At 68.9% G+C, this 18,250-nt stretch carries 15 protein-coding genes and 2 pseudogenes; 4 read left to right on the forward strand and 13 right to left on the reverse strand.

Going from position 1 to position 18,250, the window contains the following annotated elements; all coding sequences use genetic code 11:
• Positions 1–297 (reverse strand): annotated as a pseudogene (locus tag R6V09_RS03585) (MFS transporter); the annotation flags it as partial.
• A gap of 99 nt (positions 298–396) precedes the next feature.
• Here R6V09_RS03585 and R6V09_RS03590 point away from each other — a divergent pair.
• Positions 397–1,413: a LacI family DNA-binding transcriptional regulator gene (locus R6V09_RS03590; RefSeq protein WP_317879856.1), complete on the forward strand. Its 1,017-nt coding sequence runs from the start codon at positions 397–399 to the stop codon at positions 1,411–1,413.
• Between the two features lie 78 nt (positions 1,414–1,491).
• Here R6V09_RS03590 and prcA read toward each other — a convergent pair whose 3' ends face one another.
• The 6 genes and pseudogenes from prcA to arc form a co-directional block, all read right to left on the reverse strand.
• A complete protein-coding gene (gene prcA / locus R6V09_RS03595) occupies positions 1,492–2,250 on the reverse strand; it encodes a proteasome subunit alpha (RefSeq protein WP_317879857.1) in 759 nt (252 codons plus the stop codon).
• A gap of 69 nt (positions 2,251–2,319) precedes the next feature.
• Positions 2,320–3,165 carry a proteasome subunit beta gene (prcB, locus tag R6V09_RS03600; protein WP_317879858.1) on the reverse strand — a complete coding sequence of 282 codons (846 nt, stop codon included), beginning with the start codon at positions 3,163–3,165 and terminating at the stop codon, positions 2,320–2,322.
• A pseudogene (locus R6V09_RS03605) lies at positions 3,117–3,308 on the reverse strand (endonuclease VII domain-containing protein); the annotation flags it as partial. The gene prcB and the pseudogene R6V09_RS03605, both read right to left, overlap by 49 nt.
• A 173-nt stretch (positions 3,309–3,481) precedes the next feature.
• Positions 3,482–3,700 (reverse strand): ubiquitin-like protein Pup, encoded by a 219-nt coding sequence (locus R6V09_RS03610; RefSeq protein ID WP_317879859.1) that lies wholly within the window; start codon positions 3,698–3,700, stop codon positions 3,482–3,484.
• Positions 3,701–3,855: 155 nt separating this feature from the next.
• Positions 3,856–5,367: a depupylase/deamidase Dop gene (dop, locus tag R6V09_RS03615; protein WP_442809963.1), complete on the reverse strand. Its 1,512-nt coding sequence runs from the start codon at positions 5,365–5,367 to the stop codon at positions 3,856–3,858.
• A gap of 245 nt (positions 5,368–5,612) precedes the next feature.
• Positions 5,613–7,379 carry a proteasome ATPase gene (gene arc, locus R6V09_RS03620; protein WP_317879860.1) on the reverse strand — a complete coding sequence of 589 codons (1,767 nt, stop codon included), beginning with the start codon at positions 7,377–7,379 and terminating at the stop codon, positions 5,613–5,615.
• Positions 7,380–7,765: 386 nt separating this feature from the next.
• Here arc and R6V09_RS03625 point away from each other — a divergent pair, with 386 nt between their 5' ends.
• Positions 7,766–8,071, forward strand: a complete 306-nt coding sequence (locus R6V09_RS03625) for a ferredoxin (protein WP_200680201.1) — start codon at positions 7,766–7,768, stop codon at positions 8,069–8,071.
• 28 nt (positions 8,072–8,099) lie between these two features.
• Here the strand turns inward: R6V09_RS03625 and R6V09_RS03630 are convergent, their stop codons facing one another.
• The 3 genes from R6V09_RS03630 to R6V09_RS03640 form a co-directional block, all read right to left on the reverse strand.
• Positions 8,100–8,684 carry a hypothetical protein gene (locus tag R6V09_RS03630; RefSeq protein WP_317879861.1) on the reverse strand — a complete coding sequence of 195 codons (585 nt, stop codon included), beginning with the start codon at positions 8,682–8,684 and terminating at the stop codon, positions 8,100–8,102.
• A 243-nt stretch (positions 8,685–8,927) separates the two neighbouring features.
• Positions 8,928–9,833, reverse strand: a complete 906-nt coding sequence (locus R6V09_RS03635; protein WP_317879862.1) for a tRNA (adenine-N1)-methyltransferase — start codon at positions 9,831–9,833, stop codon at positions 8,928–8,930.
• A 50-nt stretch (positions 9,834–9,883) separates the two neighbouring features.
• Positions 9,884–11,719, reverse strand: coding sequence for a site-2 protease family protein (locus R6V09_RS03640; RefSeq protein WP_317879863.1), 1,836 nt, complete (start codon positions 11,717–11,719; stop codon positions 9,884–9,886).
• A 175-nt stretch (positions 11,720–11,894) separates the two neighbouring features.
• Here R6V09_RS03640 and R6V09_RS03645 point away from each other — a divergent pair, with 175 nt between their 5' ends.
• Both R6V09_RS03645 and R6V09_RS03650 read left to right on the forward strand, forming a co-directional pair.
• Positions 11,895–12,902, forward strand: a complete 1,008-nt coding sequence (locus R6V09_RS03645) for a RecB family exonuclease (RefSeq protein ID WP_317879864.1) — start codon at positions 11,895–11,897, stop codon at positions 12,900–12,902.
• Between the two features lie 164 nt (positions 12,903–13,066).
• On the forward strand, positions 13,067–13,738 hold the full coding sequence (locus R6V09_RS03650) for a response regulator (protein ID WP_019066105.1): 672 nt from the start codon (positions 13,067–13,069) through the stop codon (positions 13,736–13,738).
• A gap of 68 nt (positions 13,739–13,806) precedes the next feature.
• Here the strand turns inward: R6V09_RS03650 and R6V09_RS03655 are convergent, their stop codons facing one another.
• From R6V09_RS03655 to R6V09_RS03665, 3 genes are all read right to left on the reverse strand, one after another.
• Positions 13,807–15,387 carry an ABC transporter substrate-binding protein gene (locus R6V09_RS03655; RefSeq protein WP_317879865.1) on the reverse strand — a complete coding sequence of 527 codons (1,581 nt, stop codon included), beginning with the start codon at positions 15,385–15,387 and terminating at the stop codon, positions 13,807–13,809.
• A 78-nt stretch (positions 15,388–15,465) separates the two neighbouring features.
• On the reverse strand, positions 15,466–17,064 hold the full coding sequence (locus R6V09_RS03660) for an ABC transporter substrate-binding protein (RefSeq protein WP_317879866.1): 1,599 nt from the start codon (positions 17,062–17,064) through the stop codon (positions 15,466–15,468).
• A gap of 414 nt (positions 17,065–17,478) precedes the next feature.
• Positions 17,479–18,177 (reverse strand): HAD family hydrolase, encoded by a 699-nt coding sequence (locus R6V09_RS03665; protein ID WP_317879867.1) that lies wholly within the window; start codon positions 18,175–18,177, stop codon positions 17,479–17,481.
• Positions 18,178–18,250 lie beyond the last annotated feature (73 nt).

An 18,250-nucleotide genomic window follows, 5' to 3' on the forward strand; every position in this document is an offset into this window, starting at 1 on the left:
GGTTCCCCAGCAGGCGAAGACGGTCATCGCGAGGGCCGACAGGACCGCGGCGGGCAGCTGCACACGCGGCTGTCCGTGGATGTCCACCAGCCGGCCGAGGAGGGGCTGCCCGACGGCGTTGGCGACGCCGTAGACGGCCGCCAGTGCCCCGGCGAGGCTGTACGTGCCGCCCTCCGCACGGATGAACAGCACGATCGCGATCGCGGCGGTGGCGTTCGGCAGCCGGCCGACCAGCGTGCCCACCAGCAGACGAGTGGCGTGTCTCGCCCTGAGGATCTCCAGATATCCCACGGCCATGCCCCACCCTCACGTTTTACGTATAACTTCCACTGTCATACGTACCATGTGCCCTGTTCACGAGTCCAGACGGAGCACAGCCGAAGGAGCAGTCCCACGGTGGCACGAGGCAGCACCCGCCCCACGAGCCGCGACGTCGCCCGGGCCGCGGGGGTGTCCCAGGCCGCGGTCTCGCTGGTGCTCGGCGACAAGTGGCGGGGCCGCGTCTCGGAGACCACCGCCGAACGCGTCCGGGAGGCCGCACGCGACCTGGGGTACCGCCCCAACCTCGCGGCCCGCAATCTCAGGCTGGGACGCACCCGTACCGTCCTCCTGGTCGTCCCCGCGCTGACCACGGAGTTCTTCGCCGGCGTCTACACCGGCGCCGCCCGCCTCGCCGCCGAACACGGCTTCGGCGTGGTCCTCTACCCCTCCCCCGAGGGCATCGGCCCCGCCCGAGACCCCTTCGCCTCCGCGCAGGCCGCCCTGGACGGCGTCATCGCCTCCTCCATGGCCGCCGACGCCCTCACCGCGATCCGCGGCGACCAGCTGCCCCTGGTGATGCTCGACAGCGACCCTGAGGGCAGCCTCGGCGCCGCGACCGTCAACCTGGACATCGCCGACGGCGTCCGCCAGGTCGCCGAGCACCTGCTCACCCTGGGCCACCGCCGCTTCCTCCACCTCGCCGCGGACATCCCGTCCTGGACCTTCGAGGTACGCGCGCGTGAACTGGCCGCACGGGTGGGCGAGTTCGAGGGCACCACGATCCGTACGATCCGCGCCCCCATCTCGATCGAAGGCGCCCTGACCGCCGCCGAGGCCGCCCTCTCGGCGCCGGGTCCCCGGCCCACCGCCCTGGTCTGCGACGACGACAAACTCGCCGCCGGCGCCTACAAGGCCGCCCGCCGCCTGGGCCTGCGCATCCCGGAGGACGTGTCGATCACCGGCCTCGACGACCTGGCCCTGGCCACTGCCATCGACCCGGAACTGACCACGGTCCGCCTCGACGCCGAGCTCTTCGGCGAACACGGCATGCGGGCCCTCCTGGCGGTCCTGGACGGCCGTGTGCCGGAAGAGGGGGACATCCCGGTGGAACTGGTCGTACGAGGTTCCACAGCGCCGCCGAGCGGCCTCTGACGCCCTCTGCTACGCCGTGCGCCCCAGCCGGTGACCGGCTGGGGCGCACGAGGGGCCAGTGACTGGGCGAACCCCGACTCACTTCTCGGCGTCGTCCTCGTCCTCGGCGTCGTCGGACTCCGACGAGGCGTCCGCGTTGCCACCGTCGAGCAGCCGGGACAGCTCGCCGCCGACGATGCGCTTGAACTTGCGGGCCTGCGGGCGGGTACGGTCCAGCACCGCGACCTCCAGGCGCTCGGCGGGGATCTCCCGCTCGCTGCCGTTCGTGTCGCGGGACAGGGACTGCACGGCCAGCTTGAGCGCCTCCGCGAGGGTCATGCCGTCGCGGTGGCGCTGGTCCAGATAGCTGCTGATCGTCTCCGCGTTGCCGCCGACCGCGACCGAGCCGTGCTCGTCCACGATCGAACCGTCGTGCGGCAACCGGTAGATCTGGTCGCCGTCGGACGTGTCCCCGACCTCGGCGACGACCAGCTCCACCTCGTACGGCTTCTCGGCCGCACTGGAGAAGATCGTGCCGAGCGTCTGGGCGTAGACGTTGGCGAGACCGCGGGCGGTCACATCCGCCCGGTCGTAGGTGTAACCGCGCATGTCGGCGTACCTGACGCCGCCGATCCGCAGGTTCTCGTACTCGTTGTATTTTCCGGCGGCCGCGAACCCGATCCGGTCGTAGATCTCGCTGAACTTGTGCAGCGCACGGGACGGGTTCTCGCCGACGAAGACAATGCCGTCGGCGAACTGCAGCACGACCAGGCTGCGGCCACGGGCGATGCCCTTGCGGGCGTACTCCGCCCGGTCGGCCATGGCCTGCTGGGGTGAGACATAGAACGGCGTCGACACCGGTATCCGTCCCTCTCTTTAAAGTTCCGTCGAAGTCACTGGATCACCTTGATGAGAACGGGCCCGCGGTCAGAGCAGCGCGGCGCGCGGGCCGTCGGGCTGCTGCAGTCGCCGCTCCAGGATCGAGGCGGCGATCTCGGAGGACTCGTCGTCGGTGAGCCGGCGGAAGCCGTCCTCGGTGATCACGGTGACGATCGGGTAGATCCGGCGGGCCACATCGGGACCACCGGTCGCCGAGTCGTCGTCAGCGGCGTCGTAGAGGGCCTGCACCACGAGGGTCGTGGCCTCGGACTCGGTCAGTCCGTCGTGGAAGAGCTTCTTCATGGCGCTGCGGGCGAAGACCGAGCCGGAGCCGGTGGCCGCGTAGCCGTGCTCCTGGGAACGGCCGCCCGTCACGTCGTAGGAGAAGATGCGGCCGACGCCGCGGTCCACGTCGAAGCCGGCGAAGAGCGGGACCACGGCGAGGCCCTGCATGGCCATGCCGAGGTTGGAACGGATCATGGTGGACAGTCGGTTCGCCTTGCCCTCCAAGGAGAGTTGGGCGCCTTCGACCTTCTCGAAGTGCTCCAGCTCCAGCTGGAAGAGCCTGACCATCTCGACGGCGAGGCCGGCGGTGCCGGCGATACCGACGGCCGAGTACTCGTCCGCCGGGAAGACCTTCTCGATGTCCCGCTGTGCGATGACATTGCCCATGGTGGCCCGTCGGTCACCGGCGAGCACCACGCCGCCGGGGAACGTGACGGCGACGATGGTCGTGCCGTGCGGGGCCTCGATGACACCCTGGGTGGGCGGCAGCTGCCGGTTGCCCGGGAGCATCTCCGGCTGATGATCAGAGAGGAAGTCCATGAAGGACGACGACCCAGGCGTCAGGAAGGCAGCTGGTAGACGCCCGGTGCTACGAGTGTTGGCTTCCACGAGGATCCTTCCAAGTAGGCGGCAGCCCGACGAACAGCGTCGGGATCATCTCCCAACTTGCCGATGGCCGAATTGCAGTTGAAGCACAGTACGCCACGGACCCTACCCGTCTGATGGGAGTGATCCACATGAACGGCGGAGGCATTCCCATGCCGCTCAGAACGCGGCCGGCTCGCCCCGAATCGCACGCGATTCGTACGCCCGGATGCGAAGACTGCGTGCGGCTTGGTCTCGCCGCACCGCACGCAGCACTTCATCTTCGACTCGCGCGCCACCACGCCACCCCGTCCACCTTCGAATCGAAGGGTAGAGCGGCCTACTGGCCGCCCTTCTGAACGAAGGAACGCACGAAGTCCTCTGCGTTCTCCTCCAGGACGTCGTCGATCTCGTCCAGGACGGAGTCGACATCGTCGCTCAGCTTCTCGTGGCGCTCCTTGAGGTCGTCCGTGGCCTCCGTCTCAACGGCCTGCTCTTCGACCTCCTCCGTGGAGCGCGTCGCCTTCTGCTGTCCGCCGCCGGTGTCCTTGGTCGCCATAACCCTCACCCCGCTCGGTTCGACGTTCTTGATCAGACCCTACTTGCAGGGACTGACATCGGCCCCGCAGTTCCTACAACGTACGGCGGCCACCTCGATGATTCCCGGCCACCGGACATTCCACCCTGTCCGGCGCCCCGGACCCAAGGTTCCGGTCAGCCGCCCGACAGGACCCTGACCAGGTCTTCCGCCGTACGACAGCGGTCCAGGAGCTCCTTGACGTGATTACGCGTTCCGCGAAGCGGTTCCAGGGTTGGGACGCGCTGGAGCGAGTCCCGGCCCGGGAGGTCGAAGATCACGGAGTCCCATGAGGCCGCCGCGACGTCGTCGGCGTACTGCTCCAGGCAGCGCCCGCGGAAGTACGCGCGCGTGTCCTCCGGCGGCGACGTACGCGCCCGCTCGACCGTGTCCTCGTCCAGCAGCCGCTTGATGCGACCGCGGGCCACCAGACGGTTGTAGAGGCCCTTCTCGGCCCGTACGTCCGCGTACTGGAGGTCGACCAGCTGCAGCCGGGCCGCGTCCCAGTCGAGGTCGTCCCGGCGCCGGTAGCCCTCCATGAGCTCCCGCTTGGCGACCCAGTCCAGCTCGCCGGCCAGGCTCATCGGGTCGTTCTCCAGGCGGTTGAGCGTGTCCTCCCAGCGGGCGAGGACGTCCTTGGTCTGGTCGTCCGCGTCGGAGCCGTAGCGCTCCTCGACGTACTTGCGGGACAGCTCGAAGTACTCCATCTGCAACTGGACCGCGGTGAGTGTCCGGCCGCTGCGGAGGGTGACCAGGCGCTTGAGGGTGGGGTCGTGGGAGACCTGGTGGAGGGTGCGGACCGGTTGGTCCACGGCCAGGTCCACCGCGATGAAGCCGTCCTCGATCATGGAGAGGACCAGGGCCGTGGTGCCGAGCTTCAGATACGTCGAGATCTCGGAGAGGTTCGCGTCGCCGATGATCACGTGCAGGCGGCGGTACTTCTCGGCGTCCGCGTGCGGTTCGTCGCGGGTGTTGATGATCGGGCGCTTGAGGGTGGTCTCCAGGCCGACCTCGACCTCGAAGTAGTCGGCGCGCTGGCTGAGCTGGAAGCCGTGCTCGTGCCCGTCCTGGCCGATGCCCACGCGTCCGGCTCCGGTGACGACCTGTCGGGAGACGAAGAAGGGCGTCAGGTGGCGCACGATGTCCGAGAAGGGGGTCTCCCGCTTCATCAGATAGTTCTCGTGCGTGCCGTAGGAGGCGCCCTTGTTGTCGGTGTTGTTCTTGTAGAGGTGGATCGGCTGGGCGCCGGGGAGTTGGGCGGCCCGCTCGGCCGCCTCCGCCATGATGCGCTCGCCGGCCTTGTCCCACAGGACGGCGTCCATGGGGTTGGTGACTTCGGGGGAGCTGTACTCCGGGTGTGCGTGGTCGACGTAGAGGCGCGCGCCGTTGGTGAGGATGACATTGGCGAGGCCGATGTCCTCGTCGGTGAGCTGGGTGGAGTCGGCGGCCTCCCGGGCGAGGTCGAAGCCTCGCGCGTCACGCAGCGGATTCTCCTCCTCGAAGTCCCAGCGGGCCCGCCGGGCCCGGTGCATCGCCGCCGCGTAGGCGTTGACGATCTGGGACGAGGTGAGCATGGCATTGGCGTTGGGGTGGCCGGGGACGGAGATCCCGTACTCCGTCTCGATGCCCATTACTCGCCGTACGGTCATGCGGCCCTCCTTGCCCGGCGGCGCCCTCGGTCGGGGGCGCCGCTCAAGTACCGCTGGCGCTCCGGTGCGTGTGCGGTGCCCGTCCCCGCACTGCGCGACTCGGCGGTACCGAAGAGCCTAGAACGGCTTTGCGCTGGTGGGGAGATCATTTGCGTCATTGCCTTGCGCGCCCCTTGTCGCGGTCATGGCCTGAAAAACAGTTGGCTGCGGGTACCCGCCGAGGGCACCCGCAGCCACCCTGCTTTTTACAGGTACTGACCGGTGTTCGCCACCGTGTCGATGGAGCGTCCGGTGTCGGCGCCCTGCTTCCCGGTGATGAGCGTACGGATGTAGACGATCCGCTCGCCCTTCTTTCCGGAGATCCGGGCCCAGTCGTCCGGGTTGGTGGTGTTGGGCAGGTCCTCGTTCTCCTTGAACTCGTCCACGCACGCCTGGAGGAGGTGCGAGACGCGGATGCCCTTCTGCTTCTGGTCGAGGAAGTCCTTGATGGCCATCTTCTTGGCCCGGCCCACGATGTTCTCGATCATGGCGCCGGAGTTGAAGTCCTTGAAGTAGAGGACTTCCTTGTCACCGTTGGCGTAGGTGACCTCCAGGAAGCGGTTCTCCTCGGATTCCGTGTACATGTGTTCCACGGCCGTCTGGATCATGCTCTGGACGGTGGTGGTCTTGTCGCCGTTGTGCTCGCCGACGTCGTCGGGGTGGAGCGGGAGGCGCTCGGTGAGGTACTTGGCGAAGATGTCCTTGGCGGCCTCGGCGTCGGGACGCTCGATCTTGATCTTCACGTCCAGGCGGCCGGGGCGCAGGATGGCGGGGTCGATCATGTCCTCGCGGTTCGAGGCGCCGATGACGACCACGTTCTGCAGGCCTTCCACGCCGTCGATCTCGGCGAGCAGCTGGGGGACGATGGTGTTCTCCACGTCCGAGCTGACACCGGAACCACGGGTGCGGAAGAGGGACTCCATCTCGTCGAAGAAGACGATGACGGGGGTACCCTCGCTGGCCTTCTCACGCGCACGCTGGAAGACGAGGCGGATCTGCCGCTCGGTCTCACCGACGTACTTGTTGAGGAGCTCGGGGCCCTTGATGTTGAGGAAGAAGCTCTTGCCAGTGGCCTGGCCGGTGACCTCGGCGACCTTTTTGGCCAGCGAGTTGGCGACGGCCTTGGCGATGAGCGTCTTACCGCATCCGGGGGGCCCGTACAGCAGGACGCCCTTGGGCGGCCTCAGTTCGTGCTCCTTGAAGAGGTCGGGGTAGAGGTACGGCAGTTCGACCGCGTCGCGGATCATCTCGATCTGGCCGCCCAGACCGCCGATCTGCTCGTAGCCGATGTCGGGGACCTCTTCGAGGACGAGCTCTTCGACCTCGCTCTTCGGGACGATCTCGTAGACGTAGCCGGAACGGGGTTCGAGCAGCAGGGCGTCGCCGGGGCGGATGGTGATGTCCAGCAGTGGCTCGGCGAGCCGTACCACCCGCTCCTCGTCGGTGTGCCCCACCACGAGGGCTCGTTCGCCGTCCTCAAGGATCTCCTTGAGGGTGACGATGTCGCCGACGCGCTCGTACTCCATGGCCTCGACCACGTTGAGCGCTTCGTTGAGCATTACTTCCTGGCCGCGGCGGAGCTCTTCGAGTTCCACGCTTGGGCTGACGTTCACCCGGAGTTTGCGACCGCCGGTGAAGATGTCCGCGGTGCCGTCCTCGTTGGCCACGAGGAAGACACCGAAGCCGGCCGGCGGCTGTGCGAGCCGGTCGACCTCTTCCTTGAGTGCCACGATCTGGTCGCGGGCCTCACGGAGAGTGTTGGCGAGTCGCTCGTTCTGGGCGGACACCCCGGCCAGATTGGTCTGCAGCTCGACGATCCGCTCTTCGAGAATCCTCGTGTGTCGCGGAGAGTCGGCGAGCTTACGTCGCAGGACGGCGATCTCCTGCTCAAGGTAGGCAATCTGCCCGGACGGGTCGTCGGACCCTCGTCCCGGGCGGATGCCGCGGTTCATGTCGTCGTCGTGGGCTGCCACGGTCCTCACCTCCTCCAAGGGGAGCTGGACGCTTCCAGACCCTACCTGGGTGGGTGTCGATTGAAACCCCTAGATCACAAAGACTGTCAAGGTGTGTCGTCGGTCACCCTGCGCTCTCCCTCACGCCGAGTGGATACCCACTCAACGTGATTCAGAAGCCGACTGTTCCAAGGCCGGGTTGGTCAAAACCCTTCACGGCGGACGTGAGTTGCCGTAGCGACCGGTTCGGAACCCGTCGGAATCCCGCCATCGTGCCCCTGACTGAGAGTGTCCATGCGGACAGTGTCCGTCATGTCGTGGTGTGAAACCCGAGATCGCGGAGAAAGGTCGTCCGGGCGGGCGGAGGTAGGGTCGAAGATGTTCAACACCCGGCGGAAACAGGAGACATCACCGTGCAGGACGAGGCCGCGGCCGACGGCGAGGCGCTGGAGGTCTGGATCGACCAGGACCTCTGTACCGGCGACGGGATCTGCGTCCAGTACGCCCCCGAGGTCTTCGAGCTGGACATCGACGGCCTGGCCTATGTGAAGAGCCCGGACGACGAGTTGTTGCAGGACAAGGGCGCCACGACGCCCGTGCCGCTGCCGCTGCTGGTCGACGTGGTGGACTCCGCCAAGGAGTGTCCCGGCGACTGCATTCATGTGCGGCGGGTCGCGGACCGGGTCGAGGTGTACGGGCCGGACGCGGCCTGAGGGCGGTCGGGCCGGTGGGCCCGGGATGTCAGACGCTCTGGGTGTTGCCGGGCGTGGAGCGGACGAACGCGCCGTTCTTCCACTGCCACTTCGCGCTCTCCTTCACGTCCGGGCAGCAACTGGGCACGTCCTGGGTCGAGTACCCGAGCATTGTCGCGAGTACGGCGCCGTCGCGTACGGCGAACTCGGTGACCGTCTCCCGGGATTTCGGGGCGATCAGGGTGGCCACCACGCGCGGCTTCCCGGCGTTCGCCGCCTGGGTCAGGACGTAGACGCCGTCGGGCGGGGTGCCCATGCCGGCGTCGCAGTGGACCACGGCGACCGTCTCCGGCCTGCCGTCCCCGTCGAGGTCGCCGGAGGCCTGCTTCTGGACGACGGCCTTCTGGGGACCGCATTGGATGGGGAAGTCGACCCCTGTGGTCGCGGGGGCCGTGGCGGTGGCGGGCGCGGGTTTCGCCTGCGGGCCGGAGGCCTGGGCGGCGCGCGCCGAATCGGGCTGCAGGACCGAGGAGAGCGCCACGACGGCGGCGAGTGCCGTGGCGGTGGCGACCCAGTGGATGGGCCGGGTGTTCGTGTGTGCCAGTTCCAGTTCCGGGACGGCGGAGTGCTGCACTAGGAGTGTCTCCTGTGAGGGCTGTGCCGGTGGGGGTGGCCTGCATGGTGCCACACGTCACAATGCGGGGGAACGGCGGGGTCGACAGTTCGTTCGCGTGATCGCACGGCCTTCGTCACACGGGGGTTCGACGGTGGCGGTATGTCAGAAGAAAGACGCCGTGGCCGAGTTCCGGGGAACTTCCCGGAACTCGGCCACGGCGTTCGTTCGTTGAGTGCGGCACAGGGCCGCCAAGGAGCCGGATCAGCGGCCGGCGGCGCCGCCGTCGGCGTTCGGGCCGGTGTAGTCGTCGCCGTAGGCGCCCTTGGAGGGGCGGCGGCGGCGCATGGGGGGCTCGACGCCGTCCGCGAGGCGGCGGGCGGTGAGGAGGAAGCCGGTGTGGCCGATCATGCGGTGGTCGGGGCGGACGGCCAGGCCCTCGACGTGCCAGTTGCGGAGCATCGTCTCCCAGGCGGTCGGCTCGTTGAAGGAGCCGATCTCGCGGATGGACTCGACGGTCCGCGCGAGCTGGGTGGTGGTCGCGACGTAGCAGCACAGGATGCCGCCGGGCACGAGCGCCTTGGAGACGGCCTCCAGACACTCCCAGGGGGCGAGCATGTCCAGGATGACGCGGTCGACGTCCGTGTCGGACAGGTTGTCCTGGAGGTCGCCGACGGTGAGCTGCCAGGCGGGGTGCGGGCCGCCGAAGTAGCGCTCCACGTTCTGCTGGGCGATCTCGGCGAAGTCCTCGCGGCGCTCGTAGGAGTGCAGCATGCCCTGGTCGCCGACGGCGCGCAGCAGGAAGCTGCTGAGCGAGCCCGAGCCGACGCCCGCTTCCACGACGCGGGCGCCGGGGAAGACGTCGGCGAAGGACAGGATCTGCCCCGCGTCCTTGGGGTAGACCACGGCGGCGCCGCGGGGCATGGACAGGACGTAGTCGGGGAGCAGGGGGCGCAGCGCGAGATAGGCGACGTTTCCGGTGGTGCGGACAACGCTGCCCTCGGGTGCGCCGATCAGCTCGTCGTGCGGGAAGGAACCCTTGTGGGTGTGGAAGTTCTTCCCCGCTTCGAGCGTGAACGTGTAGTGGCGGCCCTTGGGGTCGGTCAGCTGAACCTGGTCCCCGACCTTGAAGGGCCCGCGCCTGCGGGCGGCACCGGTCGGTTCGGACATGTGACCAGCCTACCGGCGATTGCGGGGGCCGCCGACCACGCGCGCGTGCCTCAGTTGGGGCGGGCCATGGCCTTCACGAAGGCGCGCTCCACGTCGGCCGCGGACAGGACACCGTAGATCTCGCCGGTCTCCTCGACCACGAGGTATTCGGTGGCGGGGGTCGCGCGCAGGGTGTCGAGGAGGTCCTCGCCGGCCAGTTCCGCGGAGACGCGCATGCCCTCGGTGAGGTCCTGCGCGAGGCCGCTCACGGAGACCCAGGGGCGGCGGTGCTCGGGGACGCCGACGATGGCGGCCTCGCGGACGAGGGAGAGGGGCTGGCCGTCGGCGTCGACGACGACCAGGGCGCGGGCGCCGGCGGCGTTGGCGCGGCGCAGGGCTTCGGAGAGGGGGGTGTTGGTTTCGACGGGTACCGCGCGGCGGGTGAGGTTGCGGGCGCGGAGATCCGGTAGGTGTTCGCGCAGCCGGGCCATGCGGAGGCTGTTGCCGGCGCCGGTCCAGATGATCGCGGCGAGGATCGCGGCCAGGAGGGCGTCCGTGACGGTGTCCATGCCGCTGATGTCCTCGGTGTTGGTGCCGAGGGCGCCGGTCTGGGTGAGCAGCGGGAGGCCGATCAGGACGGAGACGGCGAGGGCGCGGCCGACCCAGGCGGCGGCGATCGTGCCGCTCATGGGCCTGCCGGTGATCTTCCAGACGACGGCGCGGAGCATCCGGCCGCCGTCGAGGGGCAGGCCTGGCAGGAGGTTGAAGGCGGCCACGATCAGGTTGGAGACCATCAGGCCGGCCAGCAGGACGCCGGGGACGGTGCCGGGCTCCACGGGCTGCATGGCGAGGTAGAAGATGCCCGAGAGGATCAGCGAGAGCAGCGGGCCGACGAAGGCCAGCACGAATTCCCTGCCGGGGGTCTCGGCCTCCTTCTCGATCTCGGAGACGCCGCCGAAGAACTGCAACTGGATGCGGCGGACCGGGAGTTTGAAGCGGAGGGCGGCGACGGTGTGGGCGAGTTCGTGCACCAGGACGGAGCCGTAGAAGGCGACCGCGAAGAAGAGGGCCACCAGGTAGCGGGCGGCGCCGAGTTCGGGCAGCACGCGGTCCAGCTGACCGCCGAACACCCAGGTGATGAGGGCTGCGACGAGGAACCAGCTGGGGGCCACGTAGACGGGCACCCCGAAGGGGCGCCCCATCAGGATGCCGCCGCCCGGCTCCTTGGGGCGCTGCGGGGGGCGGCCCTTGGCGATGCCGGGGCCGGTGTGGGGGGTGCTGTCGGGGTCGGTGTGGGCGTAGGGGTGGTTGGGGTGACTGGGGGCGCGGTCGTGTTCGTCGGTGTGGTCGGCGCCGTGGTCCTTGCCCGTGGGCGCGCCACCGGGTTTCGGTTCACCGTTCAGGCGGGCGGGCGTCGGGGCGGCGGAGGGTGCCTCAGCGGGGGTCGAGGGCGCGGGAGTGCGGTCGCGCGCGGCGTCGTGGGACGCGGTGTCCGTGTCCGTGCGGTCGAGCGGGGCGGAGGCGGACGACGGACCGGGCCCGGTGTGGTCCGCTGCGGCGGGCCCGGGCGACATGCCGGTCGCCTCGGCCGCCGTGCTGCGGTTCGGGGTGGGCCCGGAGGATTCCGCCGATGTCGCCGTCTCCGCATCGCCGTTCTCGGGCGACGTGCTCGCCTCCTGGTCGGACTCGGGCAGGGCGCCGGCGCCCTCGTGCTCCCCGGACGGCGTGCTCGCGTCCTTCTGTTCCTCGGGCGCCTGGGCGGATGTCTCGGGCCTCGACCGGTCGGAGTCGTCGTGTTCGGGTCGGGGGGTGCCGGGATCGGCGGCCGGGGTCGTGGCACCCGTGGCGTGTTCGGTCGGCTCGTCGTTGCCGGACCGCGGCTGTGCGCTGCCGCCGCTCTCGTCCACGATGTCCCCTCGTTCGAAGCGTCCTCCGCGCCAGCCGGGCGGAGGGGTCTCGGGTCGATGGTATGCGGCGGTCGCGACGCGTTCCGCCCCGGCACCCCCCGTGTTTCCCCGGCTGTCGCGGGCGCGTCGGCCGGGGGCGGGTCACTGTCAGTGGCGGGCCGTAAGGTCTGTGGGCATGGAGACGAGTGCGGAGGGCGTCGCGGGGACAGTCGGCGACGAGGGCGCGGCGGCGGGGCCGGGCGCGGAAGCGGCAGTGGAGACGGGGACGGTGGGCGTGGTCGAGCGGGTCGCCATAGCGCCCGCCTCGCTGTCCCCTTCGCGTGCCAGCGACTTCATGCAGTGCCCGTTGCTGTACCGGTTCCGGGTGATCGACCGGCTGCCGGAGAAGCCCAGCGAGGCGGCGACTCGGGGGACTCTGGTGCACTCGGTCCTTGAGCGGCTCTTCGACGCGCCGGCCGCCGAGCGTACGGCGCCGCGTGCGAAGTCGCTGATCCCGGGGCAGTGGGACCGGTTGCGGGAGACCCGACCGGAGGTCGTGGAGCTGTTCGCCGACGATCCGGAGGGCGAGCGGCTGGCGCGCTGGCTCGGGGAGGCGGAGCGGCTGGTGGAGCGCTGGTTCTCCCTTGAGGATCCGACGCGGCTGGAGCCCGCCGAGCGCGAGATGTTCGTCGAGGCCGAGTTGGACTCGGGGCTGAAGCTGCGCGGGATCATCGACCGGGTCGATGTGGCGCCCACGGGTGATGTGCGGATCGTCGACTACAAGACTGGCAAGGCGCCTCGGCCGGAGTACGCCGAGGGCGCGCTGTTCCAGATGAAGTTCTACGCGCTGGTGGTCTGGCGGCTGAAGCAGGTCGTTCCGCGGCGGCTCCAGTTGGTGTATCTGGGCAGCGGGGACGTGGTGACCTACGACCCCGTCCTCGCGGATCTGGAGCGGGTGGAGCGCAAGCTGCTGGCGCTGTGGGAGGCGATCCGGCTGGCCACGGAGACGGGCGAGTGGCTGCCGCGGCCGACCAAGCTGTGCGGCTGGTGCGACCACCAGGCGGTGTGCCCGGAGTTCGGCGGCACTCCCCCGCCGTATCCGCTGCCGGTGCGCGGGTCCGACGGGGTTTCGGCCGAAGACACAGTGGCCGACGGGGTTTCGGCCGACGGCACGGCAGCGGACGGTGACTCCACGGCGGGCTAGGGGAAGCCGACGGCGTTCAGCGGAAGGGCACAGCAACCGACGCTGGCTCCGCAGGCGGCCAGTGGCCCCGACCCTGCCGGTCGCGCCGGTCGGAGCGTCGGGCCGGTCGGGTCGGCGGGTGTCGAGCAGGGCAGAATGGGGCCGGGCTAGCGAAGGAGACTCACGTGGCCATCCGCGTCCTACTTGTCGACGACCAACCGCTGCTGCGCACCGGGTTCCGGATGATTCTGGAGGCCGAGCAGGATCTCGCGGTCGTCGGCGAGGCCGGTGACGGTCTGCAGGCGCTCGACCAGGTGCGGGCCCTGCAGCCCGATGTGGTGCTGATGGACATCCGTATGCCGCGGATGGACGGGGTGGAGGCGACCCGGCAGATCACCGGTCCCGGGCGGGACGGCCCGGCGAAGGTGCTGGTGCTGACCACCTTCGACCTCGACGAGTATGTCGTGGAGGCGTTGCGGGCCGGTGCCAGTGGCTTCCTGCTGAAGGACGCGCCGGCGAACGAGCTGGTGCAGGCGATCCGGGTGGTGGCGGCCGGCGAGGCCATGCTCGCGCCGAGCATCACGCGGCGGCTGCTGGACAAGTACGCGGGTCATCTGCCGTCCGGTGACGAGCCGGTTCCGGATGCCCTGCACACGCTGACCGAGCGTGAGGTCGAGGTGCTGAAGCTGGTGGCACGCGGGCTGTCGAACGCGGAGATCGCCGCCGATCTGTTCGTCAGCGAGACCACCGTCAAGACACATGTGGGGCACGTGCTCACCAAGTTGGGCCTGCGCGACCGGGTGCAGGCCGCGGTGTACGCGTACGAGAGCGGATTGGTGCGGCCCGGCGCGCAGTAGGGACGGGTACGAGCGGAGAGGGCGCCCCTTCCTGACAGGGGCGCCCTCTCCGTGTCTGCGGGGCGGGTTCAGCTCTTGCTGAGTTCCCAGAAGCGGAACACGGTCGACGCGTCGAGGCAGTATTCGAGGCCGTAGACATTGTCCCGGGTGACCGCGTACTGCTTGGCCTGCCAGATGGGGAGGACGGGCAGTCGGTCGGCGACGATGTCCTGGATCTTGGCGTAGTCGTCGGCGGTGGCGCCGCGGTCGCTCTGGGCGGCGGTGCGCGGGATGAGCGTGCCGGTGATCGTGTTGTTGGTGTAGTTGTTGCTCAGTACGTTGCCCTTGCCGAAGAACGGGGCGGTGAAGTTGTCGGCGTCCGGGTAGTCCGGCACCCAGCCCTTCACGTAGACGCCGTACTTGCCCTGGGCGATGTCCTTCTCGTACTGGCCGTAGGCCACGGACTTCACGTCGGCGTCGAACAGTCCGCTGGCGTTGAGCTGTCCCGCGATGGCCTTCAACTCCTGGTCGGTGGCCGGGCCGTAGCGGGACGGGGTGGACCAGAGGGTCAGTTTCACCTTGTCGGTGATGCCGTCCGCCTCCAGAGCGGCCCGTGCCTCGGTCCTGGAGGGGTGGGCGCCGTAGGTGTCGAAGAAGGCCGTGTTGTGACCGGCTATGCCGGCCGGGACGATCGAGTACAGCGCGGTCGCCGTGTCCTTGTAGACGTCCCGGATGAGGGCCTCGCGGTCCAGGAGGTGGGCGATGGCCTTGCGGACGCCGAGTTGTCCGGTGACGGGGTCGTCCATGTTGAAGACCAGGTGCTGGACCTCGGCGCTGCTGCCCTCGACGACCTCGACGCCGTCGCTGTCGCCGGAGTTCTCGATGCCGGCGATGTCGGTCGCGGTAAGGCCCCGGTAGGCGATGTCGACCTTGCTGTCCAGGAGGGCCTTCTTCAGGGAGGCCTGGTCGCCGTGGAAGAACTTGAGGGTGACGCCGGAGTTCTTGACCTCGGCGGTGCCCTTGTAGTTGTCGTTGACGGAGAAGACGGCCTCGTCCTCGCCGTACGAGTCGAGTGTGTACGGGCCGGAGCCGACCGCCTCGCCGTCCTCGCGGAGTCCGTTCGCGGCGTACTGGGTGTGGTCAACGATCGAGCCGGCGCCGGAGGCGAGCTTGCTCGGGAAGGTGGCGTCGGACGTGTTGAGCCGGAAGACGACGGTCTTCGCGTCCGGTGTCTCGACCTTGTCGAGCATGGGGAACATGACCGCGGGGCCTGCGGGGTCGTTGATCTTCAGCATGCGGTCGAAGGAGAACTTGACGTCCTTCGAGGTGAGCGCGTCGCCGTTGCTGAACTTGAGGCCGGCCTTGAGAGTGCACCGGTAGACCTGGGCCCGGGTGTCCGTGAAGGAGCACTCCTTGGCGGCCTCGGGCTGTGGTTCGGTGCCTCCCTTGGGGAAGCTGAGCAGCGACTGGAAGACGTTGTTGAACAACAGCCAGGAGCCGGGGTCGTAGCCGGCGGCGGGGTCGGTGGCCAGGACGTCGTCGGACATTCCCATGACCACGGACGAGCCGGTGTCGGAGGAGCCGCCGGTCGCGGTGCCGCATCCCGTCAACAGGCCGGTGGCCAGGCCCGCCGCGATCGGCAGGACTGGCCACTGGTGGAGCTTGTTCACTGCGTGTGCCTTGTCGTTGTTTCTTCGAAGCCCGGAGCCGCGTCCCGGGCTCCGGGCACATTGGGGAGCGTCAGCGGGTCACACTCCGCGGCCGAGCTCCCACAGCTGCAGGGTCGAGGAGGAGTTGAGCACGTACGCGGTGCCCGTGATGTCGTCACGGGCGGCGACGTACTGCTTGCCCTGCCACAGCGGGATCAGCGGGACGTCCGTGGCGACGATGTCCTGGATGGCGGTGAGACTCTTGGCGGCGGCGAGCCGGTCCGCCTCGCGACGGGACTCCGGGATCAGGGTCTTGATGATCTCGGGGTTGCTGTACGGCAGCTTGAGGAAGTTGTCCGTGTCGAGGAACGGCGCGAGGTAGTTGTCGGCGTCGGGGAAGTCGGGGAACCAGCCCATGCCCCAGACGTCGTACGAGCCCTTCCGCTCGGCCGGGACGAACGTCGACCAGGGCTCGCCCTTGATGGTGACGTCGAACAGGCCACTGCCGTTGAGCTGCGTCCGCAGCTGCTCGAACTCTTCCTTGGTGGCCGAGCCGTAGTGGTCGGTCGTGTAGTGCAGCGTGAGCTTCACCGGGGTGGTGATGTTGGCCTTGGTCAGCAGGGACTTGGCCTTGGTGGCGCTCGGGTTGCCGTACTTGTTGAAGAACGAGTTCGAGTGGCCGGTGATGGTCGCGGGGACCATCGAGTAGAGCGGCTCGGCCTCGGTGCCGTAGACCTTGGAGACGAGTTCGCCGCGGTCGATGAGCTGGGCCATCGCCTCGCGCACGGCCTTCGTCTTGACGGTCGCGGCGTCGGTGTTGAAGGCCAGGTAGCGGATTTCGAGGCCGGCCATCTCGACGAGGTCGACGTCGCCGTCCGTGTCGTCGCTGAGCTTCTGGATCTGCTCCGGCGACATGGTGCGCGTCATCACGTCGATGTCGCCCTTGCTCAGCGCGGTGCCCATGGAGGTGGCGTCCGCGAAGGAGCGCATCTCGACCTTGCTGTTGTTCACCGGCAGAGTCCCCTTGTAATTGGGGTTCTTGGTGAACGTGGCCGTGGTGATCGCGTCGTCCTTCTGGTCGACCGAGAGCGTGTACGGGCCGGAGCCGTCGACGCCGAAGCCGTCGCGCAGCTTGTCCTTCTGGTAGTCGTCGGGGTTCACGATGCCGGCGACCGGGGTGGACAGCTTGTACGGGAAGGTGGCGTCGGCCGTCTTCAGGTGGAAGATGACCTCACGGTCGCCCTGGGTCTCGACGGTGTCGATGGTGGACAGCAGGGCGAACACACCACTGTCGGCCTTGATACGCATCGCGCGGTCGATGGAGTACTTCACATCGGCCGCGGTGATCTTGTCGCCGTTGGCGAACTTCAGGCCCTCGCGCAGGGTGCAGGCGTAGCGCTCGCTGCCGGTGTCGGTGAAGCCGCACTTCTCGGCGGCCTCGGGCACCGGGTCACCCTCGCCCTTGGGCTGGATCATCAGGGTCTGCACGGTCTGGCGCAGGATGTTCCAGGTGCCGACGTCGTAGGCGTAGGCGGGGTCGAGCGGCGCCGGAGCGTCCTTCGTCGCCTCGAACCGGTCCGTGGTGCCGACGATTATCGCTCCGTCTCCGGAACTCCCGCTGCCGGAACCGCCACAGGCGGCGAGCACCGGCGCGAGCAGACCGATGACGGCCGGCAGCACCAAAGTCTTGCGGTTCATGCTCGAAGTTCTCCAGAGCTGTTCGAGTCCGTGTACCCGGCATACATAGGGTGGTGACGCCGAATCACGGGGGCAAGGGCGATGTTCTCGCGTTGAGATTAGTCCGGACCGCACAGGGGTTCGCAGTCACCGTAGTTGAGTTCCCATCACGCTGCGGAACCGGCTGTGGACAGACCGAAAACCCGTCGGCGGAAGGATTAGTGCAGCGTTTCACCAATCGGGACACAACGGTGCGCGATCGGCCTCAGAAATGGGGTGAACAGCACAGGACGGCGGCCATGTCGACTCCCCCGCACGTGGGGAACCTCACACCGTCAACTCGGTTGGAGAGCGCCGGAATTCGACCGGTCGACCGGGTGTGAATTCCTTTCCCATTGGACTTTGCACGCTCGGTGAACGGCTGACGCATTTCCGTCATCGGTCGGTCATCAGTCCCCGCAGAAATGCCAGGTCGACGACTTCCAGTGAGGTCACGACGGTGCGCCGGGCGGCCGGGGCGATGGGCTGCACGGACGGCACGGCCACCACCAGACAGCCCGCCGCCTCCGCCGCCGCGACACCGGTCGCGGTGTCCTCCACGACCGCGCAGCGGGCCGGGTCGACGCCCAGGCGGGCGGCGGCGAACAGATACGGGTCGGGGTACGGCTTGGTGCGCGCCACCTCGTCGCCGGCGACCGTCAGCGCGAAGTGCTGGGGGCCGAGCGCGGTCAGGACGCGGTCGATGATGCGCCGGTGCGAGGCGGAGACCAGGGCGGTGGGGATCTCGTACTCGGAGAGCTCGGCCAGGAGTCTGGCGGCGCCCGGCATCAGCGGCAGGGCCCGCCCGATGCGGTCCTCGAAACCCGTGTTGAGCAGGACGGTCAGCTCGTCGAGGGTGATGTCGGCGCCGGTGGCCTCGATCAGGAAGCCGGCGCTGCGGGTCATGGGGCCGCCGACCACGACATGGCGCCAGGAGTCGTCGAGGGTGTGTCCGAGGGCGGCGAAGACCTCGGCCTCGACGTCCCACCAGAAGCCCTCGGTGTCCACCAGGGTGCCGTCCATGTCGAGGAGTACGGCCTGCAGGGCAGAGCCTTCGGCCGTACGGGTTCCGAGCGCGGGGACCGTACTGGTCATCCTGGCGCACCTCCTGGAGGGACGATCAGGCCGGCCACCCCTGATGCACACAAGGGCGACCGGCCTGCTGTGG

The sequence above is a fragment of the Streptomyces sp. W16 genome (assembly GCF_033194735.1).
Taxonomy (GTDB): domain Bacteria; phylum Actinomycetota; class Actinomycetes; order Streptomycetales; family Streptomycetaceae; genus Streptomyces.